Source organism: Pseudomonas sp. Os17 (assembly GCF_001547895.1).
Lineage (GTDB): Bacteria > Pseudomonadota > Gammaproteobacteria > Pseudomonadales > Pseudomonadaceae > Aquipseudomonas.
The window spans coordinates 912,281-936,417 of the sequence record NZ_AP014627.1 but is presented as its reverse complement, the minus strand read 5'-3'; the positions used below and the strand labels follow the sequence as shown (position 1 = coordinate 936,417).

Annotated in this window: 21 protein-coding genes and 1 other RNA gene; 11 read left to right on the top strand and 11 right to left on the bottom strand. The window is 60.4% G+C overall.

The genetic code is table 11. The features are described from left to right. Positions 1–126 precede the first annotated feature (126 nt). The 5 genes from carA to grpE all read right to left on the bottom strand — a co-directional run bounded on the left by carA (position 127) and on the right by grpE (position 6,369). A complete protein-coding gene (carA, locus tag POS17_RS04145; protein ID WP_060837482.1) occupies positions 127–1,263 on the bottom strand; it encodes a glutamine-hydrolyzing carbamoyl-phosphate synthase small subunit in 1,137 nt (378 codons plus the stop codon). Between the two features lie 256 nt (positions 1,264–1,519). After that, positions 1,520–2,326, bottom strand: coding sequence for a 4-hydroxy-tetrahydrodipicolinate reductase (gene dapB / locus POS17_RS04140; RefSeq protein WP_060837481.1), 807 nt, complete (start codon positions 2,324–2,326; stop codon positions 1,520–1,522). Positions 2,327–2,336: 10 nt separating this feature from the next. Continuing rightward, positions 2,337–3,461, bottom strand: coding sequence for a molecular chaperone DnaJ (dnaJ, locus tag POS17_RS04135; protein ID WP_060837480.1), 1,125 nt, complete (start codon positions 3,459–3,461; stop codon positions 2,337–2,339). Positions 3,462–3,783: 322 nt separating this feature from the next. Next, positions 3,784–5,700, bottom strand: a complete 1,917-nt coding sequence (gene dnaK, locus POS17_RS04130; RefSeq protein ID WP_060837479.1) for a molecular chaperone DnaK — start codon at positions 5,698–5,700, stop codon at positions 3,784–3,786. 102 nt (positions 5,701–5,802) lie between these two features. Then, positions 5,803–6,369: a nucleotide exchange factor GrpE gene (gene grpE, locus POS17_RS04125; RefSeq protein ID WP_047301678.1), complete on the bottom strand. Its 567-nt coding sequence runs from the start codon at positions 6,367–6,369 to the stop codon at positions 5,803–5,805. 250 nt (positions 6,370–6,619) lie between these two features. Here grpE and recN point away from each other — a divergent pair, with 250 nt between their 5' ends. Beyond that, entirely contained in the window at positions 6,620–8,293 is a 1,674-nt protein-coding gene (gene recN / locus POS17_RS04120; RefSeq protein ID WP_060837478.1) for a DNA repair protein RecN, read from the top strand. 94 nt (positions 8,294–8,387) lie between these two features. On the opposite strand, the gene fur is transcribed toward recN, so the two are convergent. Next, the gene (gene fur / locus POS17_RS04115; RefSeq protein WP_011059185.1) at positions 8,388–8,792 is read right to left on the bottom strand and encodes a ferric iron uptake transcriptional regulator; all 405 of its coding nucleotides are present in this window, start codon (positions 8,790–8,792) and stop codon (positions 8,388–8,390) included. A gap of 98 nt (positions 8,793–8,890) precedes the next feature. Here fur and POS17_RS04110 point away from each other — a divergent pair, with 98 nt between their 5' ends. Then, entirely contained in the window at positions 8,891–9,418 is a 528-nt protein-coding gene (locus tag POS17_RS04110) for an outer membrane protein assembly factor BamE (protein ID WP_060837477.1), read from the top strand. Positions 9,419–9,477: 59 nt separating this feature from the next. Here POS17_RS04110 and POS17_RS04105 read toward each other — a convergent pair whose 3' ends face one another. Genes POS17_RS04105 through POS17_RS04095 form a run of 3 tightly spaced genes read right to left on the bottom strand, consistent with a single transcriptional unit; the run spans position 9,478 to position 11,630 of the window. Beyond that, positions 9,478–9,792 carry an RnfH family protein gene (locus tag POS17_RS04105; protein ID WP_060837476.1) on the bottom strand — a complete coding sequence of 105 codons (315 nt, stop codon included), beginning with the start codon at positions 9,790–9,792 and terminating at the stop codon, positions 9,478–9,480. Then, the gene (locus POS17_RS04100) at positions 9,785–10,219 is read right to left on the bottom strand and encodes a type II toxin-antitoxin system RatA family toxin (RefSeq protein ID WP_016967218.1); all 435 of its coding nucleotides are present in this window, start codon (positions 10,217–10,219) and stop codon (positions 9,785–9,787) included. Before POS17_RS04100 ends, POS17_RS04105 begins: the two co-directional genes overlap by 8 nt. 7 nt (positions 10,220–10,226) lie before the next feature. Further along, a complete protein-coding gene (locus POS17_RS04095; protein WP_060841873.1) occupies positions 10,227–11,630 on the bottom strand; it encodes a sodium-dependent transporter in 1,404 nt (467 codons plus the stop codon). A gap of 117 nt (positions 11,631–11,747) precedes the next feature. On the opposite strand from POS17_RS04095, the gene smpB reads away from it, so the two are divergent. Continuing rightward, positions 11,748–12,230, top strand: coding sequence for an SsrA-binding protein SmpB (smpB, locus tag POS17_RS04090; protein ID WP_022642145.1), 483 nt, complete (start codon positions 11,748–11,750; stop codon positions 12,228–12,230). An 81-nt stretch (positions 12,231–12,311) separates the two neighbouring features. Here smpB and POS17_RS04085 read toward each other — a convergent pair whose 3' ends face one another. Continuing rightward, positions 12,312–13,079: an FCD domain-containing protein gene (locus tag POS17_RS04085; RefSeq protein WP_060837475.1), complete on the bottom strand. Its 768-nt coding sequence runs from the start codon at positions 13,077–13,079 to the stop codon at positions 12,312–12,314. 261 nt (positions 13,080–13,340) lie between these two features. On the opposite strand from POS17_RS04085, the gene POS17_RS04080 reads away from it, so the two are divergent. From POS17_RS04080 to POS17_RS32610, 8 genes are all read left to right on the top strand, one after another. Beyond that, on the top strand, positions 13,341–15,035 hold the full coding sequence (locus POS17_RS04080; RefSeq protein ID WP_060837474.1) for a lactate permease LctP family transporter: 1,695 nt from the start codon (positions 13,341–13,343) through the stop codon (positions 15,033–15,035). 141 nt (positions 15,036–15,176) lie between these two features. Further along, entirely contained in the window at positions 15,177–16,001 is an 825-nt protein-coding gene (locus POS17_RS04075) for a (Fe-S)-binding protein (protein WP_060837473.1), read from the top strand. Further along, positions 15,998–17,452, top strand: coding sequence for a LutB/LldF family L-lactate oxidation iron-sulfur protein (locus POS17_RS04070; RefSeq protein ID WP_060837472.1), 1,455 nt, complete (start codon positions 15,998–16,000; stop codon positions 17,450–17,452). Before POS17_RS04075 ends, POS17_RS04070 begins: the two co-directional genes overlap by 4 nt. Next, positions 17,452–18,123: a LutC/YkgG family protein gene (locus POS17_RS04065; protein ID WP_060837471.1), complete on the top strand. Its 672-nt coding sequence runs from the start codon at positions 17,452–17,454 to the stop codon at positions 18,121–18,123. The genes POS17_RS04070 and POS17_RS04065 overlap by 1 nt, the downstream gene beginning before the upstream one ends. Further along, positions 18,120–20,930, top strand: coding sequence for an FAD-binding and (Fe-S)-binding domain-containing protein (locus POS17_RS04060; protein WP_060837470.1), 2,811 nt, complete (start codon positions 18,120–18,122; stop codon positions 20,928–20,930). Before POS17_RS04065 ends, POS17_RS04060 begins: the two co-directional genes overlap by 4 nt. A gap of 210 nt (positions 20,931–21,140) precedes the next feature. Next, positions 21,141–21,428 carry a hypothetical protein gene (locus POS17_RS04055; RefSeq protein ID WP_016967212.1) on the top strand — a complete coding sequence of 96 codons (288 nt, stop codon included), beginning with the start codon at positions 21,141–21,143 and terminating at the stop codon, positions 21,426–21,428. A gap of 87 nt (positions 21,429–21,515) precedes the next feature. Further along, positions 21,516–21,909: a transfer-messenger RNA gene (gene ssrA, locus POS17_RS04050) on the top strand. Position 21,910: 1 nt separating this feature from the next. Next, on the top strand, positions 21,911–22,735 hold the full coding sequence (locus tag POS17_RS32610; RefSeq protein WP_430523201.1) for a DUF3987 domain-containing protein: 825 nt from the start codon (positions 21,911–21,913) through the stop codon (positions 22,733–22,735). A 171-nt stretch (positions 22,736–22,906) separates the two neighbouring features. On the opposite strand, the gene POS17_RS04040 is transcribed toward POS17_RS32610, so the two are convergent. Continuing rightward, complete coding sequence (locus POS17_RS04040) at positions 22,907–24,124, bottom strand: O-antigen ligase family protein (protein ID WP_060837468.1); 1,218 nt, start codon at positions 24,122–24,124, stop codon at positions 22,907–22,909. Between the last annotated feature and the right edge of the window lie 13 nt (positions 24,125–24,137).

Here is a 24,137-nt window from a genome sequence, read left to right as displayed (position 1 = left end):
TGTCACTCAAATCCGCAGGTCAGTCGGCAAGCCGTCTTGAACATTCTCTGAGGCGCCTGAGGGGATTCCGCCGGACTCGCCGGGGCCACCCTCAAGCGCTGCTCGCTACACTTTCAAGGCGAGCGCTTAGCGTCGCTTGGCCATCTCGTTGATGAAGCGGTCGAACAGCGGCGCCACATCGTTCGGGCCCGGGCTGGCTTCAGGGTGGCCCTGGAAGCTGAACGCGCTCTTGTCGGTACGCTCGATACCCTGCAGGGTGCCGTCGAACAGCGACTTGTGGATCGCCCGGACGTTACCCGGCAGCGTGGCTTCATCCACGGCAAAGCCGTGGTTCTGGCTGGTGATCATGACCACGCCGGTATCCAGGTCCTGGACCGGGTGGTTGGCGCCGTGGTGACCATGACCCATCTTCAGCGTCTTGGCGCCGGAGGCCAGGGCCAGCAGCTGGTGCCCCAGGCAGATGCCGAATACCGGAATCTCGGTATCGAGGATCTCCTTGATCGCCTTGATGGCGTAGTCGCAAGGCTCGGGATCGCCAGGGCCGTTGGACAGGAATACGCCATCTGGATTGAGAGCCAGGACGTCGCTCGCCGGCGTCTGGGCAGGCACCACGGTCACGCGGCAGCCACGCTCGACCAGCATGCGCAGAATGTTCAGCTTGACCCCGTAATCGTAGGCAACCACGTGGTACGGCAGGTCAGCGGCTTCAAGGGTGGCGTGGCTGTCGGTCTTCAGATCCCAGACAGTCGAACGCCACTCGTAGCTTTGCTTGGTGCTGACGACTTTCGCCAGGTCCATGCCTTTGAGGCCCGGGAAGGCGCGGGCTGCGGCAATCGCCGCTTCTTCGGAGATGTTGTCACCGGCCATGATGCAGCCGTTCTGCGCACCTTTCTCACGCAGGATGCGCGTCAGGCGACGGGTGTCGATACCGGCGATCGCCACCACATTGTTGGCTTTCAGGTAATCGGACAGGGACAGGGTGTTACGCCAGTTGCTGGCCACCAGCGGCAGATCACGAATGACCAGGCCGGCCGACCAGACGCGATCGGACTCGGCATCTTCCGGCGTGGTGCCGGTGTTGCCAATGTGGGGATAAGTCAGGGTAACGATTTGCTGGGCGTAGGAAGGATCGGTAAGGATTTCCTGATAGCCGGTCATTGCGGTGTTGAACACCACCTCACCAACGGTTTGACCGTCGGCTCCAATGGCTTCGCCACGAAAAATGCTGCCATCAGCAAGGGCGAGTATGGCTGGCTTAGTCAAGAAGACCTCCCGTAAATAGAGCCTGAAAGGGCGATCGCAGGTTGCAAAAAAGCGGAATGACGTATAGACACGTCACCCCGCTTCTTCGTCGAATTATCTGCGCGCTTTTAGTGGACACACTAAAGCTGTAGCTTACAGAAAAAGGCTTTTTCGGTCCACCGCTAATGAGCCCTAAAGGCAGAGGAATGCGACAGAACATCGCCTAGCGGTGCGAAGCGAGGTTGAAAGACAACCTCAACCCCACTTCAGATGCTTCTCAACGCAGATCAAGCACATCCTGCATGTCGTAAAGACCGGCCTCGCGACCATCCAGCCAGAGGGCAGCACGTACCGCTCCCTTGGCAAACGTCATGCGACTGGACGCCTTGTGAGTGATCTCCAGACGCTCGCCTTCGGTGGCGAACAACACGGTGTGATCCCCCACCACATCGCCGCCGCGCACAGTGGCAAAGCCAATGGTATCCCGCTCACGCGCACCGGTATGACCTTCGCGACCATAAACCGCAACCTGCTGCAGATCACGCCCCAAGGCATTGGCGATCACCTCACCCATGCGCAGGGCCGTGCCCGACGGCGCATCGATCTTGTGCCGGTGATGGGCTTCGATGATTTCGATGTCCGCGTCATCACCCAGGACCCGCGCTGCCATATCCAGCAGTTTCAGCGACAGGTTGACCCCGACACTGAAGTTGGCGGCGAAGACGATGGGAATATCCTTGCTCGCCTCGACCAGCAACTGCTTTTCCTTGACCCCAAGACCGGTGGTACCAATCACCATGGCCTTGCCCGCCTTGCGGCAGAACGCCAGGTTCTTGAGCATCACTTCCGGCAAGGTGAAGTCGATCAGCACATCGAACTCATCAACGACTTTTTCCAGGCTGTCGGACATTGGCACGCCAAGACGCCCAAGAGACGCCAGCTCACCCGCATCCGCACCGACCAGCGAACTGCCCGGCCGAACGATCGCGGCCGTCAGGCCGGAGAGCGGCGAACGCAGCTGCACGGCCTCGACCAAAGTCTTGCCCATGCGCCCTGCGGCACCCATCACAGCTATACGTCGCATGCCCTACTCCTTACAGGTCGCCGAAGAAGCGCTTGACGCCCTCGAACCAGCCAGTGGTTTTCGGCGAGTGAGAGTTATCGCCATCCAGCGAACCACGCAGCTCTTCCAGCAATTCCCGCTGGCGACGACTCAGATTCACCGGCGTCTCTACCGCAACCCGACACATCAGGTCGCCAGCACCGCCACCACGCACAGGAGCAACACCCTTGCCGCGAATCCGGAACTGCTTGCCAGTCTGAGTCCCCTCGGGAATCTTCAGCTTGACCCGACCATCCAGGGTCGGAATCTCCAGCTCGCCGCCCAACGCCGCATCGACGAAACTGATAGGCACTTCGCAGAACAGATGCTTGCCGTCGCGCTGGAAGATCGCGTGCTCACGCACATTGATCACCACATAGAGGTCGCCGGTCGGACCACCCTGGGCCCCCGCCTCACCTTCACCGGAAAGACGAATACGATCCCCGGTATCGACACCGGCCGGCACCTTGACCGACAGCGTCTTGTACTCTTCGACACGACCTTCGCCGCGGCACGAATCGCACGGATCGGAAATGATCTTGCCCTGGCCATGGCAACGCGGGCAGGTCTGCTGCACCGAGAAGAAGCCCTGCTGCATGCGCACCTGACCAATGCCGCCGCAAGTCGGGCAAGTCACAGGTGACGAGCCTTTCTTGGCGCCCGAACCATCGCACGGCTTGCAATTGACCAGCGTCGGCACACGGATATTTACCGTGGTGCCACGCACCGCCTCTTCCAGATTCAGTTCCAGGGTGTAACGCAGATCGCTGCCGCGCTGCGCGCCGCCGCGGGAACCACCGCGACCACCACCGAAGAAATCACTGAACACATCACCGAAGATATCGGAGAAATTCTGACCACCGAAACCGGCACCGCCGCCACCCATGCTCGGGTCGACACCGGCATGACCGTACTGGTCATACGCTGCACGCTTACTGGAATCGGACAGCACTTCGTAGGCCTCGTTGGCCTCCTTGAACATATCCTCCGACGCTTTGTCGCCGGGATTACGATCAGGGTGATGCTTCATCGCCAGGCGGCGGTAAGCCTTTTTCAGCTCCGCTTCGCTGGAGCCGCGCTCCACACCCAACACTTCGTAATAGTCACGCTTTGCCATAAGTCTTTGCACTCTTAAGGACGTCCGGCAAACCCTCCTGAGCTCTGCCAAACTCGCTGAGCCCCAATACAGGCCCGGACCCAACTCACGTCAATTCAACGATCCTGGTCTTGGATAGACGACCCGATTGCAGGTCGACGACTGCGGTCGTCGCAACCGGAAAGCAGGAGCTTCTCCGGCCCGACCGCCAGCGCACAAACGGAGGTTGCACGCCGTCAAAAATTCACTGACTCCAGACACGCCAACGCGGGAGCAAGCTCCCGCGCGGCGACATCCTACCAGTCACCGCCCAAAGGCAGTCAACCGGCCGACCAACAAGCTATTACTTGTGGTCTTTAACTTCTTCGAACTCGGCGTCGACAACGTCATCGGCTTTTTCAGCGGACTCGGCGTGTGGTGCCGCGCCCTCTGCAGGCTGAGCCTGTTCGGCGTACATCTTCTGAGCAACCGGAGCCGAGACTTTCGACAGCTCTTCGACCTTGGCTTCGATGGCAGCCTTGTCGTCGCCTTTGACAGCGACCTCCAGGGCGACCACAGCAGCTTCGATGGCGGCCTTTTCTTCTGCGGTGACTTTGTCACCGGCGTCAGCCACCATCTTGCGAGTCGAGTGCACCAGCGCATCACCCTGGTTACGGGCAGTGGCCAGCTCTTCGAACTTGCGATCCTCTTCCGAGTTGGCTTCAGCATCACGGATCATCTGCTGGATTTCTTCATCCGACAGGCCGGAGTTGGCCTTGATCACGATCGACTGAGTCTTGCCGGTAGCCTTGTCCTTCGCACCTACGTGCAGAATGCCGTTGGCGTCGATGTCGAAGGTCACTTCGATCTGCGGCACGCCACGTGGAGCAGGTGGAATGTCGGTCAGGTCGAACTTGCCCAGGGACTTGTTCTGCGCGGCTTGCTTACGCTCGCCCTGCAGTACGTGAATGGTCACTGCGCCCTGGTTGTCATCGGCAGTCGAGAACACTTGCGATTTCTTGGTTGGAATCGTGGTGTTTTTCTCGATCAGCGCGGTCATCACGCCACCCATGGTTTCGATACCCAGGGTCAGCGGGCTAACGTCCAGCAGCAGTACGTCCTTCACGTCACCGGCCAATACCGCACCCTGGATGGCAGCACCCATGGCAACCGCTTCGTCCGGGTTAACGTCCTTGCGAGCTTCCTTGCCGAAGAAATCGGTTACAGCTTTCTGCACCAGAGGCATACGGGTCTGGCCGCCGACCAGGATCACATCGTTGATCGAGCCAACGTCGATACCAGCGTCCTTCAGAGCGATACGGCAAGGCTCGATGGTGCGCTGAACCAGGTCTTCAACCAGCGATTCCAGCTTGGCGCGGGAAATCTTCACGTTCAGGTGCTTAGGACCGGTGGCGTCTGCAGTGATGTAAGGCAGGTTCACGTCGGTCTGCTGGCTCGAGGACAGCTCGATCTTGGCTTTTTCAGCAGCTTCTTTCAGACGCTGCATGGCCAGCGGGTCACCCTTGAGGTTCATGCCGCTTTCTTTCTTGAACTCGTCAACCAGGTAGTCGATCAGACGGATGTCGAAGTCTTCACCACCGAGGAAGGTGTCACCGTTGGTAGCCAGCACTTCGAACTGGTGCTCGCCATCGACTTCAGCGATCTCGATCACGGAAACGTCGAAAGTACCGCCACCCAGGTCGTAAACGATCACGGTGTGATCGCCCTTGGCCTTGTCCATACCGTAGGCCAGCGCGGCTGCGGTTGGTTCGTTGATGATGCGCTTGACGTCCAGACCGGCGATGCGGCCAGCATCTTTGGTGGCCTGACGCTGGCTGTCGTTGAAGTAGGCCGGAACAGTGATGACCGCTTCGGTCACCGCTTCACCGAGGTAATCTTCGGCGGTCTTCTTCATTTTCTTGAGAATTTCAGCCGAGATCTGTGGCGGGGCCATTTTCTGGCCGTTCACTTCAACCCAGGCGTCGCTGTTGTCAGCCTTGACGATCTTGTAAGGGACCATCTGAATGTCTTTCTGCACAACTTCTTCGTCAAAACGACGACCGATCAGACGCTTTACGGCGTACAGGGTGTTGTGCGGGTTGGTGACTGCCTGGCGCTTGGCCGACTGACCTACCAGGATCTCGCCATCGTTGGCGTACGCAATGATCGACGGGGTGGTCCGCGCGCCTTCGGCGTTTTCGATAACTTTTACGTTGCCGTTTTCAAGAATGGAGACGCACGAGTTGGTGGTCCCCAAGTCAATTCCGATAATTTTGCCCATGTTAACTCTCCCGAAACTTTGGATTTGGATGCCGCAGCCGTGGTGGCAAACTGCGGTAGCACTTAAACGCTTGACTGATAAATGGGGGCTCTACAGCCGTTTTCAAGCCTTTTCGTCAATCGAAGGCGAAACGGGTGCAGGAACCTTGCTGACCACGACCATGGCCGGGCGCAGCAGGCGACCATTGAGCTGATAGCCCTTCTGGAACACCTTGAGAACACTGTTGGGCTCGACGTCTGCGCTTTCCTGCATGGCCATGGCCTGGTGCTGTTCAGCGTTGAACGGCTCGCCATGCGGATCGATGGCTTCCAACTGATAACGCTTGAGGGTGTCGTGGAACATCTTCAAGGTCAGCTCGATGCCTTCACGCATCGGACGGATGCTCTCGTCGTCCGGGTTGGACAGCTCCAGGCCGCGCTCCAGGCTGTCGATCACCGGCAGCAAGTCGCCGGCAAACTTTTCCAGAGCGAATTTGTGAGCTTTCTCCACGTCCTGCTCGGCGCGGCGGCGGACGTTCTGCAGATCAGCTGCAACACGCAAAGCCTGATCTTGCGCACCAGCCAGTTGCTCTTCGAGCACTTGTACACGAGCCGCCAGGTCTTCACCCGAAGCCTCGGGAGCCTGATTGGCGTCTAGATTTTGCGTATCCAGAGTCTGTTCGTCAGCCATGAAATTCTCCTTTCAATATCGTCAGTGAGCCAGGCCCACTCTTCTGCCCTGCTATATGGGGTCGCATTTTCAGGGTTCAAGCCCGCCACCACAGCAAAAGTCATCAGCCTTCAGTAAATCCAGACAACAGTGATTACCGAACGCGCTAAAAAGACGCATCAATCAAGCGAATCGAGCTAAGGGAAAGCATTGTCAGCCCAAAACAAAACACTGTATAAATAACCAGACATTTAGTTTGGGAGCGGCCTTCATGCTGGTGCACCTGTCCGTACACAATTACGCCATCGTCGAACACCTGGATCTGGAACTGGATCGCGGGATGAGCGTCATCACAGGCGAAACCGGCGCCGGCAAGTCGATCATGCTCGACGCACTCGGCCTGACCCTGGGCGACCGGGCCGACAGCGGTGTGGTACGACCAGGAGCCGACAAGGCCGACATCCTCGCCACCTTCGACCTGGCGGACATTCCCGAGGCCCGCACCTGGCTGGCCGAGCGCGACCTGGACAACGACGGCCCCTGCATCCTGCGCCGGGTCATCACCGCCGAAGGGCGCTCACGCGGCTATATCAATGGCACGCCCTGCCCGCTTGGCGACCTCAAGGCCCTGGGCGAGCTCTTGATCGACATTCACAGTCAGCACGAACACCAGTCGCTGCTCAAAACCGATACCCATCGCCGCCTGCTGGATGAATATGCCGGCGCTACCGATCTTGCCCGCCAGGTACAACTGGCAGCCCAACGCTGGCGCCAGACCCGCCAGGAGCTGGAGCGCCTGTCCAATTCCGGCGATGAGCAGCGCGCCCGCCATCAACTGCTGAGCTATCAGCTTGAAGAGCTGGAGAATCTCGGCCTGGGAGAAAACGAACTCGAAGAGTTGGAGCAGGAACACAAGAACCTGACCAACGCCGAAACCCTGCTGGGCATCTGCCGCCAGGTGGTCGAACAGTGCAGCGAAAGTGACTCCGGCAATGTCCTCAACGCCTTGACCGTCAGCCTCAACCGCCTGTCCAGCATCGGCAACTCGACAGGAGCATTAGGCGAGGCCACCAACCTGCTGGCCAGCGCCCAGATCCAGGTGGAAGAAGCCGTGGGCGAATTGAATCGCTTCCTCGATCACTTCGATGCCGACCCGGCACGCCTGCAACAGCTGGAGGAACGCCTGGACTCCATCTATACCCTGGCACGCAAGCATCGCATCCAGCCCTTCGAACTGGCGGCCATGCAGCAAACCCTGCTGGATGAAATCGAAGCCCTGGACGCCAACGACGAGAGCATCGAGCGCCTCGGCGAAGAGCTGCAGTCCTTCGCCCGCCACTATCAGGAGAAAGCCCAGGAACTGAGTCGCTTGCGGGAGCAGGCGGCCACCGGACTGGCCAGCGCGGTAGAACTTGAAATTCAGCGCCTGGGCATGCCCGGCGGACGCTTCACGATCGAGCTGCGAGCTAACACCAGCGATGAGCTGCTGCCCAACGGCCTGGAGCAGGTCGAACTCCTGGTCAGCGCCAACCCGGGACAACCGCTCAAGGCGCTGGCCAAGGTCGCCTCGGGTGGCGAGTTGTCACGCATCAGCCTGGCGATCCAGGTCATCACGGCACAAACCTCACGAGTGCCTACCCTGGTGTTCGACGAAGTCGACGTAGGGATCGGCGGCCCGACTGCCGAGATCGTCGGCCAATTGCTGCGGCGTCTCGGCGAGCGCGGCCAGGTGCTGACGGTTACTCACCTGCCACAAGTTGCCGCCCAGGGGCATCAACATCTGTTCGTGCACAAGGTCCGTGGCAACAACGCGACCCATACCGCCGTTTCCAAACTGGGCAAGAACGAAAGAATCGAGGAAATTGCCCGCATGCTGGGCGGTATCGATTTGACCAAGGAGTCCCTGGCCCATGCCAAGAAAATGGTGGTAACCACCAAGGCCTGAGGTTTTAGCGCTTCTTTTATATAGGCACAAAGCACGAAGGCGACCCTGAGGTCGCCTTCGATCGTTTCACGACTATGCCAGTCGCGTGAGAGGCTTACTTCTTCTTGCGCACATACAGCACAAGATTGTGATCCACCAACTCGAAACCGTGCTTTTCGACAATCGCCTTCTGAAGCTTTTCGATTTCCTCGTCGAAGAATTCGATCACTTCACCAGACTCCACGTTGACCATATGGTCGTGGTGACCGCCATCCGCCAGCTCGAATACAGCGTGACCGCCATCAAAGTTATGGCGCACCACCAGTCCGGCTGCTTCGAATTGAGTCAGTACACGGTAAACCGTGGCCAGACCGACATCCTCACCAGCTTCCATCAGCGCCTTGTAGACATCCTCAGCGCTCATGTGCCGCTGCTCAGTAGAATCGAGCATTTGTAGAATTTTGACCCGTGGCAGAGTCACTTTAAGGCCGGCTTTACGTAGTTCGCTATTTTCAACCATGGTCAGCTTTCTCGCCGATGCTGCTTCGCAGCTTCTCTTAATGCGGGTATGATCGGGGTTTACGTTGTCCCAGCCAAGATAGTGGAAGTCGCCCACCGATGCAAAACACCAAGCTCTTGCTAACCAGTTTCACATTCGTGGGACTGCTCGCACTCGCCGGTTGTTCATTCCCCGGGGTTTACAAAATCGACATCCAGCAGGGCAATGTCGTGACGCAGGACATGATAGACCAGTTGCGCCCGGGAATGACCCGACGGCAAGTAAGGTTTATCATGGGCAACCCTCTGTTGACCGACACGTTCCATGCCGATCGCTGGGATTATCTCTACAGCCTGCAACCTGGCGGCGGTGAACGCCAACAGGAACGCGTCAGCCTGATCTTCAATGGCAACGACCAACTGGTCAGCTTGGCCGGCGACTTCATGCCTGGCGTGAGCCGCGACGAAGCCCTGCTTGGCAAAGAGAGCGGAAACACCGTCACCGCTCCTGCCGAGAACGCCGAGAAGCCAAAAGCCGAGAAGCCGGTCAAACCGGGCTCGCTGCTGGACCAGATCCAGAAAGATGTGGATGGCGTCAAAACCGTACCAGTGCCTATTCCTGAACCACTGGATACCTCTCCGCAATAATTTGTGGCGAATAAAAAAGCCCGGGCATTCCCGGGCTTTTTATTGCCTGTCACTGGCTATCACTGTCCGCGCTTACGCACCTGAGCGGCCTTGGCAGCACGCAAACGCCGAACCTCTTTCGGATCCGCCAGCAGCGGACGATAAATTTCGATTCGATCCCCTGCCTGAACCAAATGCTGCTCAGGATTCATGACCTGCTTGCCGAAAATACCCACCGGACAGTTCGCCAGATCCAACTCGGCAAAATGCTCACCTATGGAAGAAGCCAGCAGCGCACCGCGCAGAGTCGAGCCCTGGGGCACCCATACAGTGATCAGCAACTGTCGATCGACTGCGGCGTAAACCACCTCGATCGAGATCAGGGACTCAGCCATGCAGTTGCTTGGCCCGCTGACAGAATGCATCCACCAGGGTATTGGCCGCCTGATTGAACAGCGGCCCTAACGTGGCCCGCACCAAAGGCCCCGCATAATCAAAAGACAGATCAAGACTGATCTTGCAGGCCTTCTCTCCCAACGGCTTGAACACCCACAGGCCATGCAATTGATTGAACGGCCCCTCTTCCAGGTTCATCTCGATCGACTGGCCGGGTACCAGGGTATTACAGGTCACAAAACGCTGACTCATGCCGCCCTTGGCCACCGCCAGACTGGCACGCATCCGTTCCTCGCTGTTTTCCAGCACCTCGGCCGAAGAGCACCAGGGAAGAAACTCCGGGTAACGGGCCACATCATTGACCAGGTCATACAGAAACTGCGCCGGATAGGGCAAAAGGGCCGAACGTTGAATATGGGTCGTCATGTGAGCTTCATTTCCACAACTGGGCGGCAAACACCACAAGAATGCCGACGGGCGCCACATAGCGCATCAAAAACAAGGCCAGGGTGAACAACAACGGACTGCGCAACGACAACTCATCACGAACAGCCTCACGGCCCATCACCCAACCTGCAAACACCACGAAGCACAAACCGCCAAGAGGCAACATGATCCGCGAGGTGAAAAAGTCGATCACACCAAAGAAGTCCAGACCGCCGGCCGCGCCCCATCGGTAGAGATGAAAAACGCCGCCTTCGTTCACGAAAAACTTGGCTTGCTGCCAGATATTGAAGGAAAACACCGTCCCCAATCCCACGAACCAGCAGCTGAACGCCAGCCAGAATGTCACCCAGCCGCGGCGGATTTTAGTCCTCTCGACGAGATAAGCCACCATCGGCTCCAACAAGGAAATGGCCGAGCTCCAGGCAGCAATCGCCACCAGGATAAAGAACACTACGCCCATAAGCTGGCCGAACGCCACATTACCGAAGGCGAACGGCAGACTGATAAACATCAAACCAGGCCCTTCGCTGGGGTTCAGCCCGGCAGCGAACACAATGGGAAACAAGGCCATTCCCGCCACCAGGGAAACAAAGGTGTCCAGCAGCGCCACCCCTACCACAGTGCCGGACAGGGACGAATGCTTCGGCATATAGGCGCCGTAGATCATGATCGAACCGACACCGACGCTGAGGGAAAAGAATGCATGCCCCATGGCCGGCAGCAGCCCATCCAACAAGCGGTCCAGGCTGAAATCGAACATGAAATGCAGGCCCTGCATGAAATGCCCGGTGGTCATGCTGTAACCCAGCAGCACCAGCAACATCACAAACAGCAGGGGCATCATGACCCGCAAACTGCGCTCCAGCCCTGCCACCACCCCCTTGGCAATCACCCAGGCCGATAGCAGCATGAACAGCGTGTGCCATAAGGTCAGGCGCCAAGGGTCGGACGTCACGGTAGAGAAATAAGCCCCGACCTGGTCCGCGGTCACACCCTGAAAATCCCCTCGCCCCATATCGATGATGTAGTCCAGGGACCAACCACCCACCACGCTATAAAAGGAAAGGATCAATAGCGCCGTGATCATTCCGGCAAAGGCGCCCCAGGACCACTTGGCCGAATGCCCGGCCTCCAGGGCCAGCGCCTTCAGGGCATTCGCCGGACTTTGCCGCGCACGACGGCCGATCAGGGTCTCTGCCAGCATCACCGGCAACCCGATCAGCGCAATACACGCCAGAAACACCAGGACAAAGGCACCACCACCATAGACGCCGACCATGTAGGGGAATTTCCAGATGCTCCCCAGGCCCACGGCCGAACCAGTTGCAGCGAGTATAAAGACCCAGCGGCTTGCCCAGCCGCCGTGGACAGAGACCCTGTCTGTCGACATCGTTAACGCGCCCAACCGAAAAAAAAGAGGCCGCATTGTCCGGGATTCAATCAACCTGCTCAAGCACGCTGCGTCACCGTAGCCGACGCGCGCGCAACTCCCTATAATGCCGCCCCTATGGCTAAACAGAAGAAACACCCAACAGGGACCATCGCGCAAAACAAAAAGGCGCGTCACGATTACTTCATCGAACATCGGTTCGAGGCTGGACTGGTCCTGGCCGGCTGGGAAGTAAAGAGTCTGCGGGCGGGCAAGGCACAACTGGTGGACAGTTACGTGCTGCTCAAGGATGGCGAGGCCTGGCTGTTCGGCAGCCATTTCACCCCGCTGACCACCGCCAGCACCCACGTCATCGCCGACCCAACGCGCACGCGCAAGCTGCTGCTTAACCAGCGCGAGCTGGAAAAGCTGTTCGCTGCCGTGCAGCAGAAGGGTTACGCCTGCGTGTGCCTTTCGCTCTACTGGAGCAAGCACCTGGTCAAGTGTGAAATTGCACTGGGCAAGGGCAAGAAGGAATACGACAAGCGTCACACCGAACGCGAGCGCGATTCCGATCGCGAGCTGCAGCGTGCGGTGCGGACCAAGGGCAAGGAAGACTGATCTTCCTGCCTTGAGGTCGCTTTCGCCGGCAAGCCGGCTCCTACAACACCCAGGTAGGAGCCAGCTTGCCGGCGATTTGCATTACATGCCCTTGCGCCGTTCGGCCCGGGCTACTCGCTGCACTTCCTGGCGTACTTCTTCGAGCACCTCCTGCACATAGAGAATGTGCCGGCTGGAAACTTCCCGCGCTTCTTCCGCACGCCCCTCGATAATCGCCTGGTACAGGTCGCGGTGCTGGCTGATCAGCATGTCGCGGGTTTCCGTACGCTGCTTGTACATGCCACCGATGTTGGTCACCACGTTGCGCTTGAGCAGATCGAACAAGCCGCGGATGGTGTGCAGCAACACCGCGTTATGACTGGCCTCGGCAATCGCCAGGTGGAACTTGGCATCCGCCGCGCCCTCCTCGATACGGCTGACATCGTCGGAGCGGGAATAACAATCCTGCAGCTCCTCGAAGGCTTGAGTCAGCCGCTCACGATCCACCGCCGTCGCCCGCAGCGCCGCGTAATAAGCGCAAGACGCTTCCAGGGTATGGCGGAACTCCAGCAGATCGCGCTGGGCATCGGTGTTGTTTTCCAACAGGTGCAGCAGCGGATCGCTGAAGGTCGAGCCCAGGGATTCCACCACATAGTTGCCGCCGCCCTGACGACTGATCAGCAAGCCCTTGGCCGTCAGTTTCTGGATCGCCTCGCGCAATGAAGGACGTGACACCCCAAACTGCTCGGCCAGGGCGCGTTCGGCCGGCAGCCGCTCACCGGCCTTCAAGGTGCCTTCGAGAATCATCCCTTCCAGGCGCTCGACAATATCGTCGGACAAACGGCGCTGGCGTATCTGATCAAACCCCATAACTCACTCTCCACCCTCCCGACCCTTCGCCGGGGGGCTCTATTCTGGCCTATTCACGGCGCGCCAACACCTGGCAGAAGGCAGCCATTTGCACCGATCAGATGGCCGCGCCATAGCGCATTCGACAAAAGTTTTAGGGCGGCAAATTGACACACCGAGCACAAGGCTTTTACCCTAGCCAACAGCGATTGTAAATTGGTCTTACCAATTAACCAAGACGCTAGCAGTGCCTGACCAACAACAATTAGGGGCCACCCCATTATGCAAACCTGGCAACAGCTCTATAGCCCGCTTGGCAGCCTCGGCCTGTCCGCCCTCGCCGCCGTCATCCCGATCGTGTTCTTCTTCCTGGCTCTGGCCGTGTTCCGTCTCAAAGGACACGTCGCCGGGAGTATCACCCTGGCCTTGTCGATCCTGGTGGCGATCTTCGCCTTCAAGATGCCCGCCGACATGGCCTTCGCTGCCGCTGGCTATGGATTTGCCTACGGTCTGTGGCCCATCGCCTGGATCATCGTCGCCGCCGTGTTCCTCTACAAACTGACCGTGAAGAGCGGCCAGTTCGAAATCATCCGCAGCTCGGTGCTGTCAATCACCGACGACCAGCGCCTGCAGGTGCTGCTGATCGGTTTCTGCTTCGGTGCCTTCCTCGAAGGTGCGGCAGGTTTTGGCGCACCGGTGGCGATCACCGCCGCCCTTCTGGTGGGCCTGGGCTTCAACCCGCTGTACGCCGCCGGCCTGTGCCTGATCGCCAACACCGCGCCCGTAGCCTTCGGCGCCCTGGGGATTCCGATCATCGTTGCCGGCCAGGTGACCGGCATCGACGCCTTCAAGATCGGCGCCATGACCGGCCGCCAACTGCCGCTGCTGTCGCTGTTCGTGCCGTTCTGGCTGGTGTTCATGATGGACGGCCTGCGCGGCGTCAAGGAAACCTGGCCTGCCGCGCTGGTGGCCGGCCTGAGCTTTGCCGTGACCCAGTACTTCACCTCGAACTTCATCGGCCCGGAACTGCCGGACATCACCTCGGCCCTGGCCAGCCTGATCTCCCTGACCCTGTTCCTGAAGATCTGGCAGCCCAAGCGCACCGCCGGCGCACAGATCGCCGGTGCCACCTCCAGCGCGGCCGTGACCGCCAGCGCCGGCGGCTTCGGCCAGCCACGCAGCACCGTCGCTTCGCCCTACAGCCTGGGGCAGATCTTCAAGGCCTGGTCGCCGTTCCTGATCCTCACTGTGCTGGTGACCATCTGGACCCTCAAGCCCTTCAAGGCGATGTTCGCCGCCGGCGGCTCGATGTACAGCTGGGTGTTCAACTTCGCCATCCCGCATCTGGATCAGATGGTGATCAAGATGGCGCCGATCGTGACCACGCCGACCGCTATCCCGGCGGTGTTCAAGCTCGACCCGATCTCCGCCACTGGCACAGCGATCTTCTTCTCGGCGCTGATCTCCATGCTGGTGCTGAAGATCAACGTCAAAACTGGTCTGACCACTTTAAAAGAGACCTTCTACGAGCTGCGCTGGCCGATCCTGTCCATCGGCATGGTGCTGGCGTTCGCCTTCGTCACCAACTACTCGGGCATGTCCTCGACCATGGCCCTGGTCCTGGCGGCCACCGGCGCGGCGTTCCCGTTCTTCTCGCCGTTCCTCGGCTGGCTCGGGGTGTTCCTCACCGGTTCCGATACCTCGTCCAATGCCCTGTTCAGTTCGCTGCAGGCCACCACCGCGCACCAGATCGGAGTCAATGACACCCTGCTGGTGGCGGCCAACACCAGCGGCGGCGTGACCGGCAAGATGATCTCGCCGCAATCGATCGCCGTGGCCTGCGCCGCCACCGGCCTGGTAGGCAAGGAGTCGGACCTGTTCCGCTTCACCCTCAAGCACAGCTTGTTCTTTGCCACTATTGTCGGCCTGATCACCCTGGCCCAGGCCTACTGGTTCACCGGCATGCTGGTGCACTAAGCAACACCGAAAGAACCGACGCCGCCTTCACCCGCGGCGTCCGCATTCACCACCCGGTCTGCAAGGCTGCTGAAAGCTTGCTGGTTTATCTTTCAGCCGCCGCAACGGACGAATAACCGGGACCACCCGGAGACACGCCTGATGAGCGAGCTTTTCTACAACGCCGTGCCCAATGCGACCCGCGTCGCACCGCCGCTGGCCGAACCCCGGCAGTACCCCAGCGCGAAACCTGCGCGGGTCTACCTGTTCGGCACCTGCGTGGTCGACCTGTTCTATCCCGAAGCCGGGATGGATGCGATTCACCTGCTGGAACGCGAAGGCATTCGCGTGGACTACCCGCAAGGGCAAAGCTGCTGCGGCCAACCGGCCTACACCTCGGGTTACACCGAGCAGGCGCGCACCGTGGCCCGCTCGCAACTGGCGCTGTTTGCCGGTGACTATCCGGTGGTGGTGCCCTCGGGTTCCTGCGCAGGCATGCTGCGCGAGCATTACGCGGACTTGTTCAAAGACGAGCCCGAAACCCTGAAACAGGTGCAGGCCCTGGCTGCCCGCACCTATGAGCTGGCCGAGTTCCTGCTGCACGTGTGCAAGGTGCAGCTCAAGGACAGCGGCGCGCCGGTCAAGGTGGCCCTGCACACCTCCTGCTCGGCCCGTCGGGAAATGAACACCCACCTGCACGGCCGTGAGCTGCTGTCACAGCTGAGCAATGTGGAACGGGTAGAACACAGCCACGAAAGCGAATGCTGTGGCTTTGGCGGGACTTTCAGCGTCCGAATGCCGGACATCTCCGGCGCCATGGTCGCGGACAAGACCCGCGCGCTGAAGGAATCCGGCGCGCATCAGGTACTGAGTGCCGATTGCGGCTGCCTGATGAACATCAACGGCGCGCTGGAGAAACAGCAAGAGGCCTTGCGCGGCCAGCACCTGGCGAGCTTCCTCTGGCAACGTACCGGAGGTGCGCAATGAGCACCCCCGAGCTGATTCCGACCACCACCGTGGCGGACGATTTTCGCACCCGGGCCCACCAAGCCCTGGGTGATAAACAACTGCGAAACAACTTTCGCAGCGCCATGGATTCACTCATGGCCAAGCGTGCGGCCTCGTTCAGCGATGCCCACGAAAGAGAACACCTGCGCGCCCTGGGCAATGCGATTCGCGCCCGGGCGTTATCCAAGCTGCCCGACCTGCTCGAGCGCCTGGAACAGAACCTGACCCGCAACGGTGTGACAGTGCACTGGGCGGAAACGGTGGACGAAGCCAATGGCATCGTCCTCTCGATCATCCGCGCTCACGAGGCGCGGCAAGTGATCAAGGGCAAATCGATGGTCAGCGAAGAGATGGAAATGAACCATGTCCTCGCTGAACAAGGCATTGAATGCCTTGAGTCGGACATGGGCGAGTTCATCGTCCAGCTCGACCACGAGAAGCCTTCACACATCATTATGCCGGCGATCCACAAGAATGCCGGTCAGGTCGCGTCCTTGTTCCACGACAAACTCGGCGTGGAGTACACCAAGGACGTTGACCAACTCATTCAGATCGGTCGCAAGGTCCTGCGGCAGAAATTCTTCGAAGCCGATATCGGCGTCTCCGGCGTCAACTTCGCCGTGGCCGAGACCGGCACCCTGCTGCTGGTGGAAAACGAAGGCAACGGGCGCATGTCCACCACCGTGCCGCCGGTGCACATCGCCGTCACCGGGATCGAGAAAGTCGTCGAGAACCTGCGCGATGTCGTTCCGCTGCTATCGCTGCTGACCCGCTCGGCCCTCGGCCAGCCCATCACCACCTACGTCAACATGATCTCCGGCCCGCGCAAGGAGCATGAGCTGGACGGCCCTCAGGAAGTGCACCTGGTGCTGCTGGACAACGGCCGCAGCCAGGCCTTTGCCGACAGCGAACTGCGCCAGACCCTGAACTGCATCCGCTGCGGCGCCTGCATGAACCACTGCCCGGTCTACACCCGGGTCGGCGGCCACACCTACGGCGAGGTCTACCCGGGGCCGATCGGCAAGATCATCACCCCGCACATGGTGGGCCTGGCCAAGGTGCCGGATCACCCCAGCGCCTCCTCGCTGTGCGGCGCCTGTGGCGAAGTGTGCCCGGTGAAGATCCCGATCCCGGCACTGCTGCGGCGCCTGCGGGAAGAGAACGTCAAGGCCCCGGACAGTCCACATCAAGTGATGCGCGGCCAGGGCAGCAAGTACTCGCGCAAGGAACGTTTCATCTGGAACGCCTGGGCCCGTCTCAACAGCTCGCCGACCCTGTATCGCCTGTTCACCCTGGCCGCCACCCGGCTGCGCGCCCTCACCCCGAGCAACGTCGGCCCCTGGACGCAGAACCACAGCGCGCCCAAACCCGCCGCCCGGTCGCTGCATGACCTGGCCCGTGAGCACCTGGACAAGCAGGGAGATCGCTGATGAGCGCGAAACACAACATCCTCGCCAAATTGCGCAACAGCCTGACCGGCACCACGCCGATTGTGGATAACTTCGACGAGGCGCTGGTCACCGAGCCTTACAGCTACACGGCGGAGCAACGCATTCCGCAGCTGCGCAAACAGATGGAAGCGGTGCACACCGAGATCCACCTGAGCACCGCCGCCGGCTGGCCGGAACTGCTGGCAAAGCTGCTGCAGGAGCGCCAGTTGCCCAGCCTGCTGATCGCCCCGAGCACGCCCCATGGCCAGCGGGTCACCCAGCACTGGGCCGAGCACCCGCACCTGCCGGCGCTCAAGGCCTACGACCGGCCAGTGGAAGAATGGAAGGCCGAGCTGTTCAACGACACCCCCGCCAGCCTCACCGGCACCCTGGGCGCGATCGCCGCCACCGGCAGCCTGATCCTCTGGCCGACCCGGGAAGAACCGCGGCTGATGAGCCTGGTGCCGCCGGTGCATTTCGCCCTGCTCAAGGCCAGCGAGATCCGCGACAACTTCTATCAGGTGCAGCAACAGATGAACTGGGCCGCCGGCATGCCGACCAACGCGCTGCTGGTGTCCGGCCCGTCGAAGACCGCTGATATCGAACAAGTCCTGGCTTACGGCGCCCACGGCCCGAAAGACCTGGTGGTGCTGATCCTGGAGGACCAATGAGCCTACCGGCCGCTTTTCTGCGTGACGCCCAGCAACTGATTCCCCAGGAGCGGCGTTTCGACGACCCGCTCTCGACCCTGGCCTTCGGCACCGATGCCAGCTTCTACCGACTGATCCCCAAGCTGGTGATCCGCGTCGAATCCGAGGATGAAGTGGTCACCCTGCTCCAGCTGGCCCAGCGCGACCGGGTGCCGGTGACCTTCCGCGCCGCCGGTACCAGCCTGTCCGGGCAGGCCATCAGCGACTCGGTGCTGATCGTGCTGGGGGATAACTGGAACGGCAAGGAGATTCGCCATCAGGGTACGCAGATTCGTCTGCAGCCCGGGGTGATCGGCGCCCAGGCCAACGCCTGGCTGGCGCCGTTCGGGCGCAAGATCGGCCCCGACCCGGCCTCGATCAACGCCTGCAAGATCGGCGGCATCGTCGCCAACAACGCCAGCGGCATGTGCTGCGGCACCGCGCAGAACACCTATCACACCCTGGCCGGCATCCGTCTGGTGCTGGCCGATGGCACGCGCCTGGACACCGAGGATGAGGCCAGCGTTAGCGCCTTCCGCGCCAGCCATGGTCCGTTGCTGGAGCGCCTGGCCGAACTGGGCCGCAGCACCCGCGCCAACAGCGAGCTGGCAGCGAAGATCCGCCACAAGTACCGGCTGAAAAACACCACTGGCCTGTCCCTCAATGCCCTGGTGGATTTCGACGAACCGCTGGAGATCCTCAGCCACCTGCTGGTGGGTTCCGAAGGCACCCTGGGCTTTATCAGCGCGGTGACCTACGACACGGTGATCGACCACCCGAACAAGGCCTCGGCGCTGATCGTGTTTCCCGATGTGGAAACCTGCTGCAACGCCGTGACCGTGCTCAAGAGCCAGCCGGTGTCGGCGGTGGAACTGCTGGACCGTCGCAGCCTGCGCTCGGTGCAGGACAAGCCCGGCATGCCGGCTTTCGTCCAGCAGCTCTCGGCCAACGCCTGCGCGCTGCTGATCGAGTCCCGCGCCGCGTCCTCGTCACTACTGCACGAGCAACTGGCGCAGATCATGAATTCCCTGGCCGCCTTCCCGGTGGAAAAACAGGTGGACTTCACCGAAGACCCGCAGGAAAACGCCAAGCTCTGGGCGATCCGCAAGGACACCTTCCCGGCGGTGGGCGCGGTGCGCAAGACCGGCACCACGGTGATCATCGAAGACGTGACCTTCCCTGTGGAACAGCTGGCCATCGGCGTCAACCGCCTGATCGAGCTGTTCGACAAGCACCATTACGACGAAGCGATCCTGTTCGGCCACGCCCTGGAGGGCAACCTGCACTTCGTCTTCACCCAGGGCTTCAACAGCAGCGAGGAAGTGAACCGCTACCAGGCATTCATGGACGACGTGGCGCAACTGGTGGCCGTGGAATTCGGCGGTTCGCTGAAGGCTGAACACGGCACCGGGCGCAACATGGCGCCCTTCGTCGAGCTGGAATGGGGCAGCGCTGCCTACCAGCTGATGTGGCAGCTCAAGCGCCTGCTGGACCCCAACGCCATCCTCAACCCGGACGTGGTGCTCAGCGAAGACCCGCAGATCCACCTGAAGCATCTCAAGCCGCTGCCGGCGGCCGACGAGATTGTGGATAAGTGCATCGAGTGCGGCTTCTGTGAGCCGGTGTGCCCATCCAAGGGCCTGACCCTGAGCCCACGCCAGCGCATCGTCATCTGGCGCGACATCCAGGCACGCAAACGCGCCGGCATCGACACCTCCGAGCTGGAAGCGGCCTACCAGTACCAGGGCATCGATACCTGCGCCGCCACCGGCCTGTGCGCCCAGCGCTGCCCGGTGGGCATCAACACCGGCGAGTTGGTGAAAAAACTGCGCGGCGAGCACGCCACCCACAGCGGCACCGCCGACTGGCTCGGCTCGCACTTCGCCAGCACCTTGCAGGGCGCGCGCTTCACCCTGCACGTGGCCAACGGCGCGCGCATGCTCCTGGGGGCGCCGCGACTGAGCAAGCTGTCGGCGAGCCTGACGCGCCTGTCCAAAGGCCGGGTGCCGCAGTGGAACAACGCCATGCCCCAGCCGGAAAAGGCCATTCGCTTCAGCCCGAGCGTCAGCGACGCGCGCCCGCGAGTGGTGTACCTGGCGGCCTGCGTGTCCCGAGTGATGGGGCCAGCAGCAGGCGACAAGGAACAATCGTCGCTCTACGAAAAAACCCGCGGCCTGCTGGAAAAGGCCGGCTATCAAGTGGTACTGCCGGACAACCTCGACAACCTCTGCTGCGGCCAGCCCTTCGCCTCCAAGGGCTACGCCACCCAGGCCGAAGACAAGCGCCAGGAACTGATCGGCGCCCTGCTGCACGCCAGCCGTGGCGGCCTCGACCCGATCTACTGCGACACCAGCCCCTGCACCCTGCGCCTGGTGCAGGACCTGGGGGACGTGCGCCTGGACCTCTACGACCCGGTGCGCTTCATCCGCACCCACCTGCTGGAACGCCTGGAGTTCACCCCACAGGAAGCACCGATCGCCGTGCACGTCACCTGCAGCACCCAGCACCTGGGCGAGAGCCAGGCCCTGATCGAACTGGCCCGGCGTTGCAGCAAGAATGTGGTGATCCCCGAAGGCATCCACTGCTGTGGTTTCGCCGGCGACAAGGGCTTCACCACCCCGGAACTCAATGCCCACTCCCTGCGCAGCCTCAAGGACGCGGTGCAGTATTGCAGCGAAGGCATTTCCACCAGCCGCACCTGTGAGATCGGCCTCAGCCAGCATGGCGGGATCGACTATCACGGGCTGGTCTACCTGGTGGACCGGGTCACCCGGGCCAAGGCGGTCTGACCTAAGGGGCGATACACAAGGGGCGGTTTCGCCCCTTTTTTGTACCTGCTCGAACGCGATAAGGGCGGCAGCGTTTCATCGCAAAAAAAACCGAACCCCGGCACCCGGCCAGGGTCCACTTTCCAGGCCCGCACAAAAAGGGCTTCGCCCCACTCGGCCGCCTGTCCTGTTGACCGGCAGCACCGAGCCCCTGCAATCAAGGAGATCACCATGAAGCGTTCCGCACTGGCTGGACTGTTCATTACCGCCGCGATGCTGGCCTCCCCGGTGTTTGCCGCCGGGCAAGAGGACCTGTGCCAGATCAACCTGCAAAAGATCAGAGACGCCAAGGTCAGCACCGAGGCCATGAGCTCGGACCTGAGCAGCGACATCGACGCCACGGTGCAGCAAGCCACCGCCGAGCACGCCAAAGGCACCGAGCAAGGCACCAAGAACTGCATCTCCCTGACCACCCAAGCGCTCCAGCGCTTGCAGAACAACACCAAGGGCGATCAGTAGGCCGACGCATTGGCCAACCTTCGGGTTGGCCTTCTGCGCTCGCTTAGCGTAGAATCCGTCCACCTGTTGGTAATGCACAACAGGTTCGGGGCCGTTTAGGATTCGACGCCGGTTGCGAAACTTTAGGTGCATGCCGAGTTGGTAACAGAACTCGTAAATCCACTGTTGCAACTTCCTATAGTTGCCAATGACGAAACCTACGGGGATTACGCTCTCGCTGCGTAAGCAGCCTTAGCCCTTCCCCCCTGGTACCTTCGGGTCCAGCAATCATCAGGGGATGTCTGTAAACCCAAAATGATTGTCATATAGAACAGAATCGCCGTGCAGTACGTTGTGGACGAAGCGGCTAAAACTTACACAACTCGCCCAAAGCACCCTGCCCGTCGGGTCGCTGAGGGTTAACTCAATAGACACGGCTAAGCATGTAGGACCGACAGCGGAGTACTGGCGGACGGGGGTTCAAATCCCCCCGGCTCCACCAAATGAAGCAGTACAAAAAAGGCACTTGGCGATTATCGCAAGTGCCTTTTTTGTGCCTAAAGGGGTGGTTTTGGCTCGGTTATGCCAACTACAGCCTGCCCGCGAAACCTATCCTTGGCTGTCGCCTTTGCCTCAACAACCGACAACACGTTTTCCGGCGCTTTTCCGGTTTGAAAACACGCTACAGCGGTCTGTCAGGGGTATCAAATCTGTATGGACTGATACACAGATCCCCACACATGCCGACACCTACCCCAAAGAAATCCCTGATCAGTCACACCTCTGTGCAGCACTGCTTTGACAAGATCCGTTCCGGCCTTGAAACGCTACGCGGAACCGATCCCTGCTTCCCCCGCCCCATCAAATTAGGCTCAAACAAACAGGCAGAACTTTACTTCGTCGTTGCAGAGGTGGAGGCCTGGCTGGAGAGTAAGATCAGTGAGGGTAACGGCAGCGCCCTGGATCTCGCAGGGCGGGAAGCCCAGTGGCCTCACATGGGCAGATACTTTCGCTCTTGGAGCGAGGACCGGACTCAGCGCCTGCAACTGGCGGTATATCCCGACGATGTCCGAGAGTTGCGCTATATCGACCGTTGGCCGAACAAAATCGCAGTTGAACGTTTTGCCAAGGTTATCGAGCAACTCGACCAAAGACCTGGCAAGCCTCACTGTGCAATCAGGTTTACCCCGGAAGCCCAGGCAAATTTTATCGCCAGGTATACCTGTTACATGCAAAAAAGTCGGAGCGAACATCTTCACCCCACGTTGCAATTCCATTACCGAAAATGCCGAAAAGCATTGCTGGTTTGGCCCTTCTATTTGAGCTGACTGAAAGCGGGCGGGAAGTCGTGGGCGTATGCGGTGCCGGTCGGCCTCGCCGAGCAGTGCTTCGAAGTTGAAGACGTCATAGGCCAGTTTGTTGAAGTCATGCTCGAACTGGAGTTCATCGATGAACAAATAGATGGGGATGCCCGCGACCGGCGGACTCAGTCTTGATTACTATGTGGTCGAGGACTCCTCTACCGGTGACCTCAACCCCATGATCAACCCGATCGGCAGCCACAAGACAATCCAACTGAGATTGGGCCGACTGAACACGGTCGAGACCTCTGACACCATCGCCACCAAGGCGAACACCAAGGTCGCCAGGGCCACACGGGCGGCAGGATCGGCACGCAACCGCCACGCCTTGCGCAGCACAGAACCGAGCAACAGCACGAACAAGGCAAAGCCGACGATCCCGTACTCGAACCACAGTTGCAGGTACAGACTGTGGGCGTAATACACCACATCGCCCCAGGGATAGCGGTAGACCAAATTGACTCCAGCACCCTTTCCTAGGGCCCAGAACTCGGGCAGACGGGCCAGCCAGTTCAGCCAGATAGGACCGCGCTGACTGGTGCCCAAAAACCATTCGTGCTCAACCCGCGACCAGAACACCGCCATCATCAGCAGTATCAACAGTGCACCGATCAGCAGCAGGACACGCGCACGCCGTTGCGGGCTGAGCACCAACAGGGTCAAGCTGCCCGCCAGGGTTGAGAACCAGGCACCACGCGAGAAGGTCAACAGCACATACACCAACAAGCCTGCCAGACCGACCAGTACAGGCAACCAGGCCCACGCCTTGAGTTCACGCTCCACCAGGACGCTGAGCAGCAGAACGGCGAAGATCCCGTAGTAAAGGCCCGCCGGGATGGGATGCGAGAAATCTGCGAAACCATGCCAGCCCAACTCTCGCAGCCGACCAGTGCTTCTGAGTACCTCGTATGCCAGTGGCTTATCCAGAACAACGAACTGAACGATCAGTGTCAGCCAGGCAAAACAGCAGGCGAGCAGCACCGCGAGAGCCAGGGGAATTTCGATCACGCCTTTGCGCACCAGCTGGCCGACGACGAACACATAGAGCAAGATCAGCAGAGCCACCTTCAGCAAGTAGCCCGGCGCCTTCCAGGAATCGTCAAAGCAGCTCCGTAGCACCACCCAGCCAAGCAGGGCCAGCAGTATCAGCGCGCTGGGTTGGCGCCACCAGGAGAGCGCAAAACGTTCGGCAATAAGCAGAATCAGCGCCGGTACGAACAGCAACAGGTAAACCTGTGTGGCCTGGCGACTGCCGTCGTTATTGAACAGAAACCCGCTCAGTTGCACGAACAGGCCCAGGGCCAACAAAGCCTGGCCGGGTCGGGACAGCAAAGTCCGCAAGGGTTCATAAGACATGACTGCTCCTGCT

Excerpts from the sequence above, each read along its gene's own strand:
- dapB (WP_060837481.1), bottom strand. The coding sequence starts at position 2,326 with ATGCGACGTATAGCTGTGATGGGTGCCGCAGGGCGCATGGGCAAGACT.
- dnaJ (WP_060837480.1), bottom strand. The coding sequence starts at position 3,461 with ATGGCAAAGCGTGACTATTACGAAGTGTTGGGTGTGGAGCGCGGCTCC.
- dnaK (WP_060837479.1), bottom strand. The coding sequence starts at position 5,700 with ATGGGCAAAATTATCGGAATTGACTTGGGGACCACCAACTCGTGCGTC.
- grpE (WP_047301678.1), bottom strand. The coding sequence starts at position 6,369 with ATGGCTGACGAACAGACTCTGGATACGCAAAATCTAGACGCCAATCAG.
- recN (WP_060837478.1), top strand. The coding sequence starts at position 6,620 with ATGCTGGTGCACCTGTCCGTACACAATTACGCCATCGTCGAACACCTG.
- fur (WP_011059185.1), bottom strand. The coding sequence starts at position 8,792 with ATGGTTGAAAATAGCGAACTACGTAAAGCCGGCCTTAAAGTGACTCTG.
- POS17_RS04110 (WP_060837477.1), top strand. The coding sequence starts at position 8,891 with ATGCAAAACACCAAGCTCTTGCTAACCAGTTTCACATTCGTGGGACTG.
- POS17_RS04105 (WP_060837476.1), bottom strand. The coding sequence starts at position 9,792 with ATGGCTGAGTCCCTGATCTCGATCGAGGTGGTTTACGCCGCAGTCGAT.
- POS17_RS04100 (WP_016967218.1), bottom strand. The coding sequence starts at position 10,219 with ATGACGACCCATATTCAACGTTCGGCCCTTTTGCCCTATCCGGCGCAG.
- POS17_RS04095 (WP_060841873.1), bottom strand. The coding sequence starts at position 11,630 with ATGTCGACAGACAGGGTCTCTGTCCACGGCGGCTGGGCAAGCCGCTGG.
- smpB (WP_022642145.1), top strand. The coding sequence starts at position 11,748 with ATGGCTAAACAGAAGAAACACCCAACAGGGACCATCGCGCAAAACAAA.
- POS17_RS04085 (WP_060837475.1), bottom strand. The coding sequence starts at position 13,079 with ATGGGGTTTGATCAGATACGCCAGCGCCGTTTGTCCGACGATATTGTC.
- POS17_RS04080 (WP_060837474.1), top strand. The coding sequence starts at position 13,341 with ATGCAAACCTGGCAACAGCTCTATAGCCCGCTTGGCAGCCTCGGCCTG.
- POS17_RS04075 (WP_060837473.1), top strand. The coding sequence starts at position 15,177 with ATGAGCGAGCTTTTCTACAACGCCGTGCCCAATGCGACCCGCGTCGCA.
- POS17_RS04070 (WP_060837472.1), top strand. The coding sequence starts at position 15,998 with ATGAGCACCCCCGAGCTGATTCCGACCACCACCGTGGCGGACGATTTT.
- POS17_RS04065 (WP_060837471.1), top strand. The coding sequence starts at position 17,452 with ATGAGCGCGAAACACAACATCCTCGCCAAATTGCGCAACAGCCTGACC.
- POS17_RS04060 (WP_060837470.1), top strand. The coding sequence starts at position 18,120 with ATGAGCCTACCGGCCGCTTTTCTGCGTGACGCCCAGCAACTGATTCCC.
- POS17_RS04055 (WP_016967212.1), top strand. The coding sequence starts at position 21,141 with ATGAAGCGTTCCGCACTGGCTGGACTGTTCATTACCGCCGCGATGCTG.
- POS17_RS32610 (WP_430523201.1), top strand. The coding sequence starts at position 21,911 with ATGAAGCAGTACAAAAAAGGCACTTGGCGATTATCGCAAGTGCCTTTT.
- POS17_RS04040 (WP_060837468.1), bottom strand. The coding sequence starts at position 24,124 with ATGTCTTATGAACCCTTGCGGACTTTGCTGTCCCGACCCGGCCAGGCT.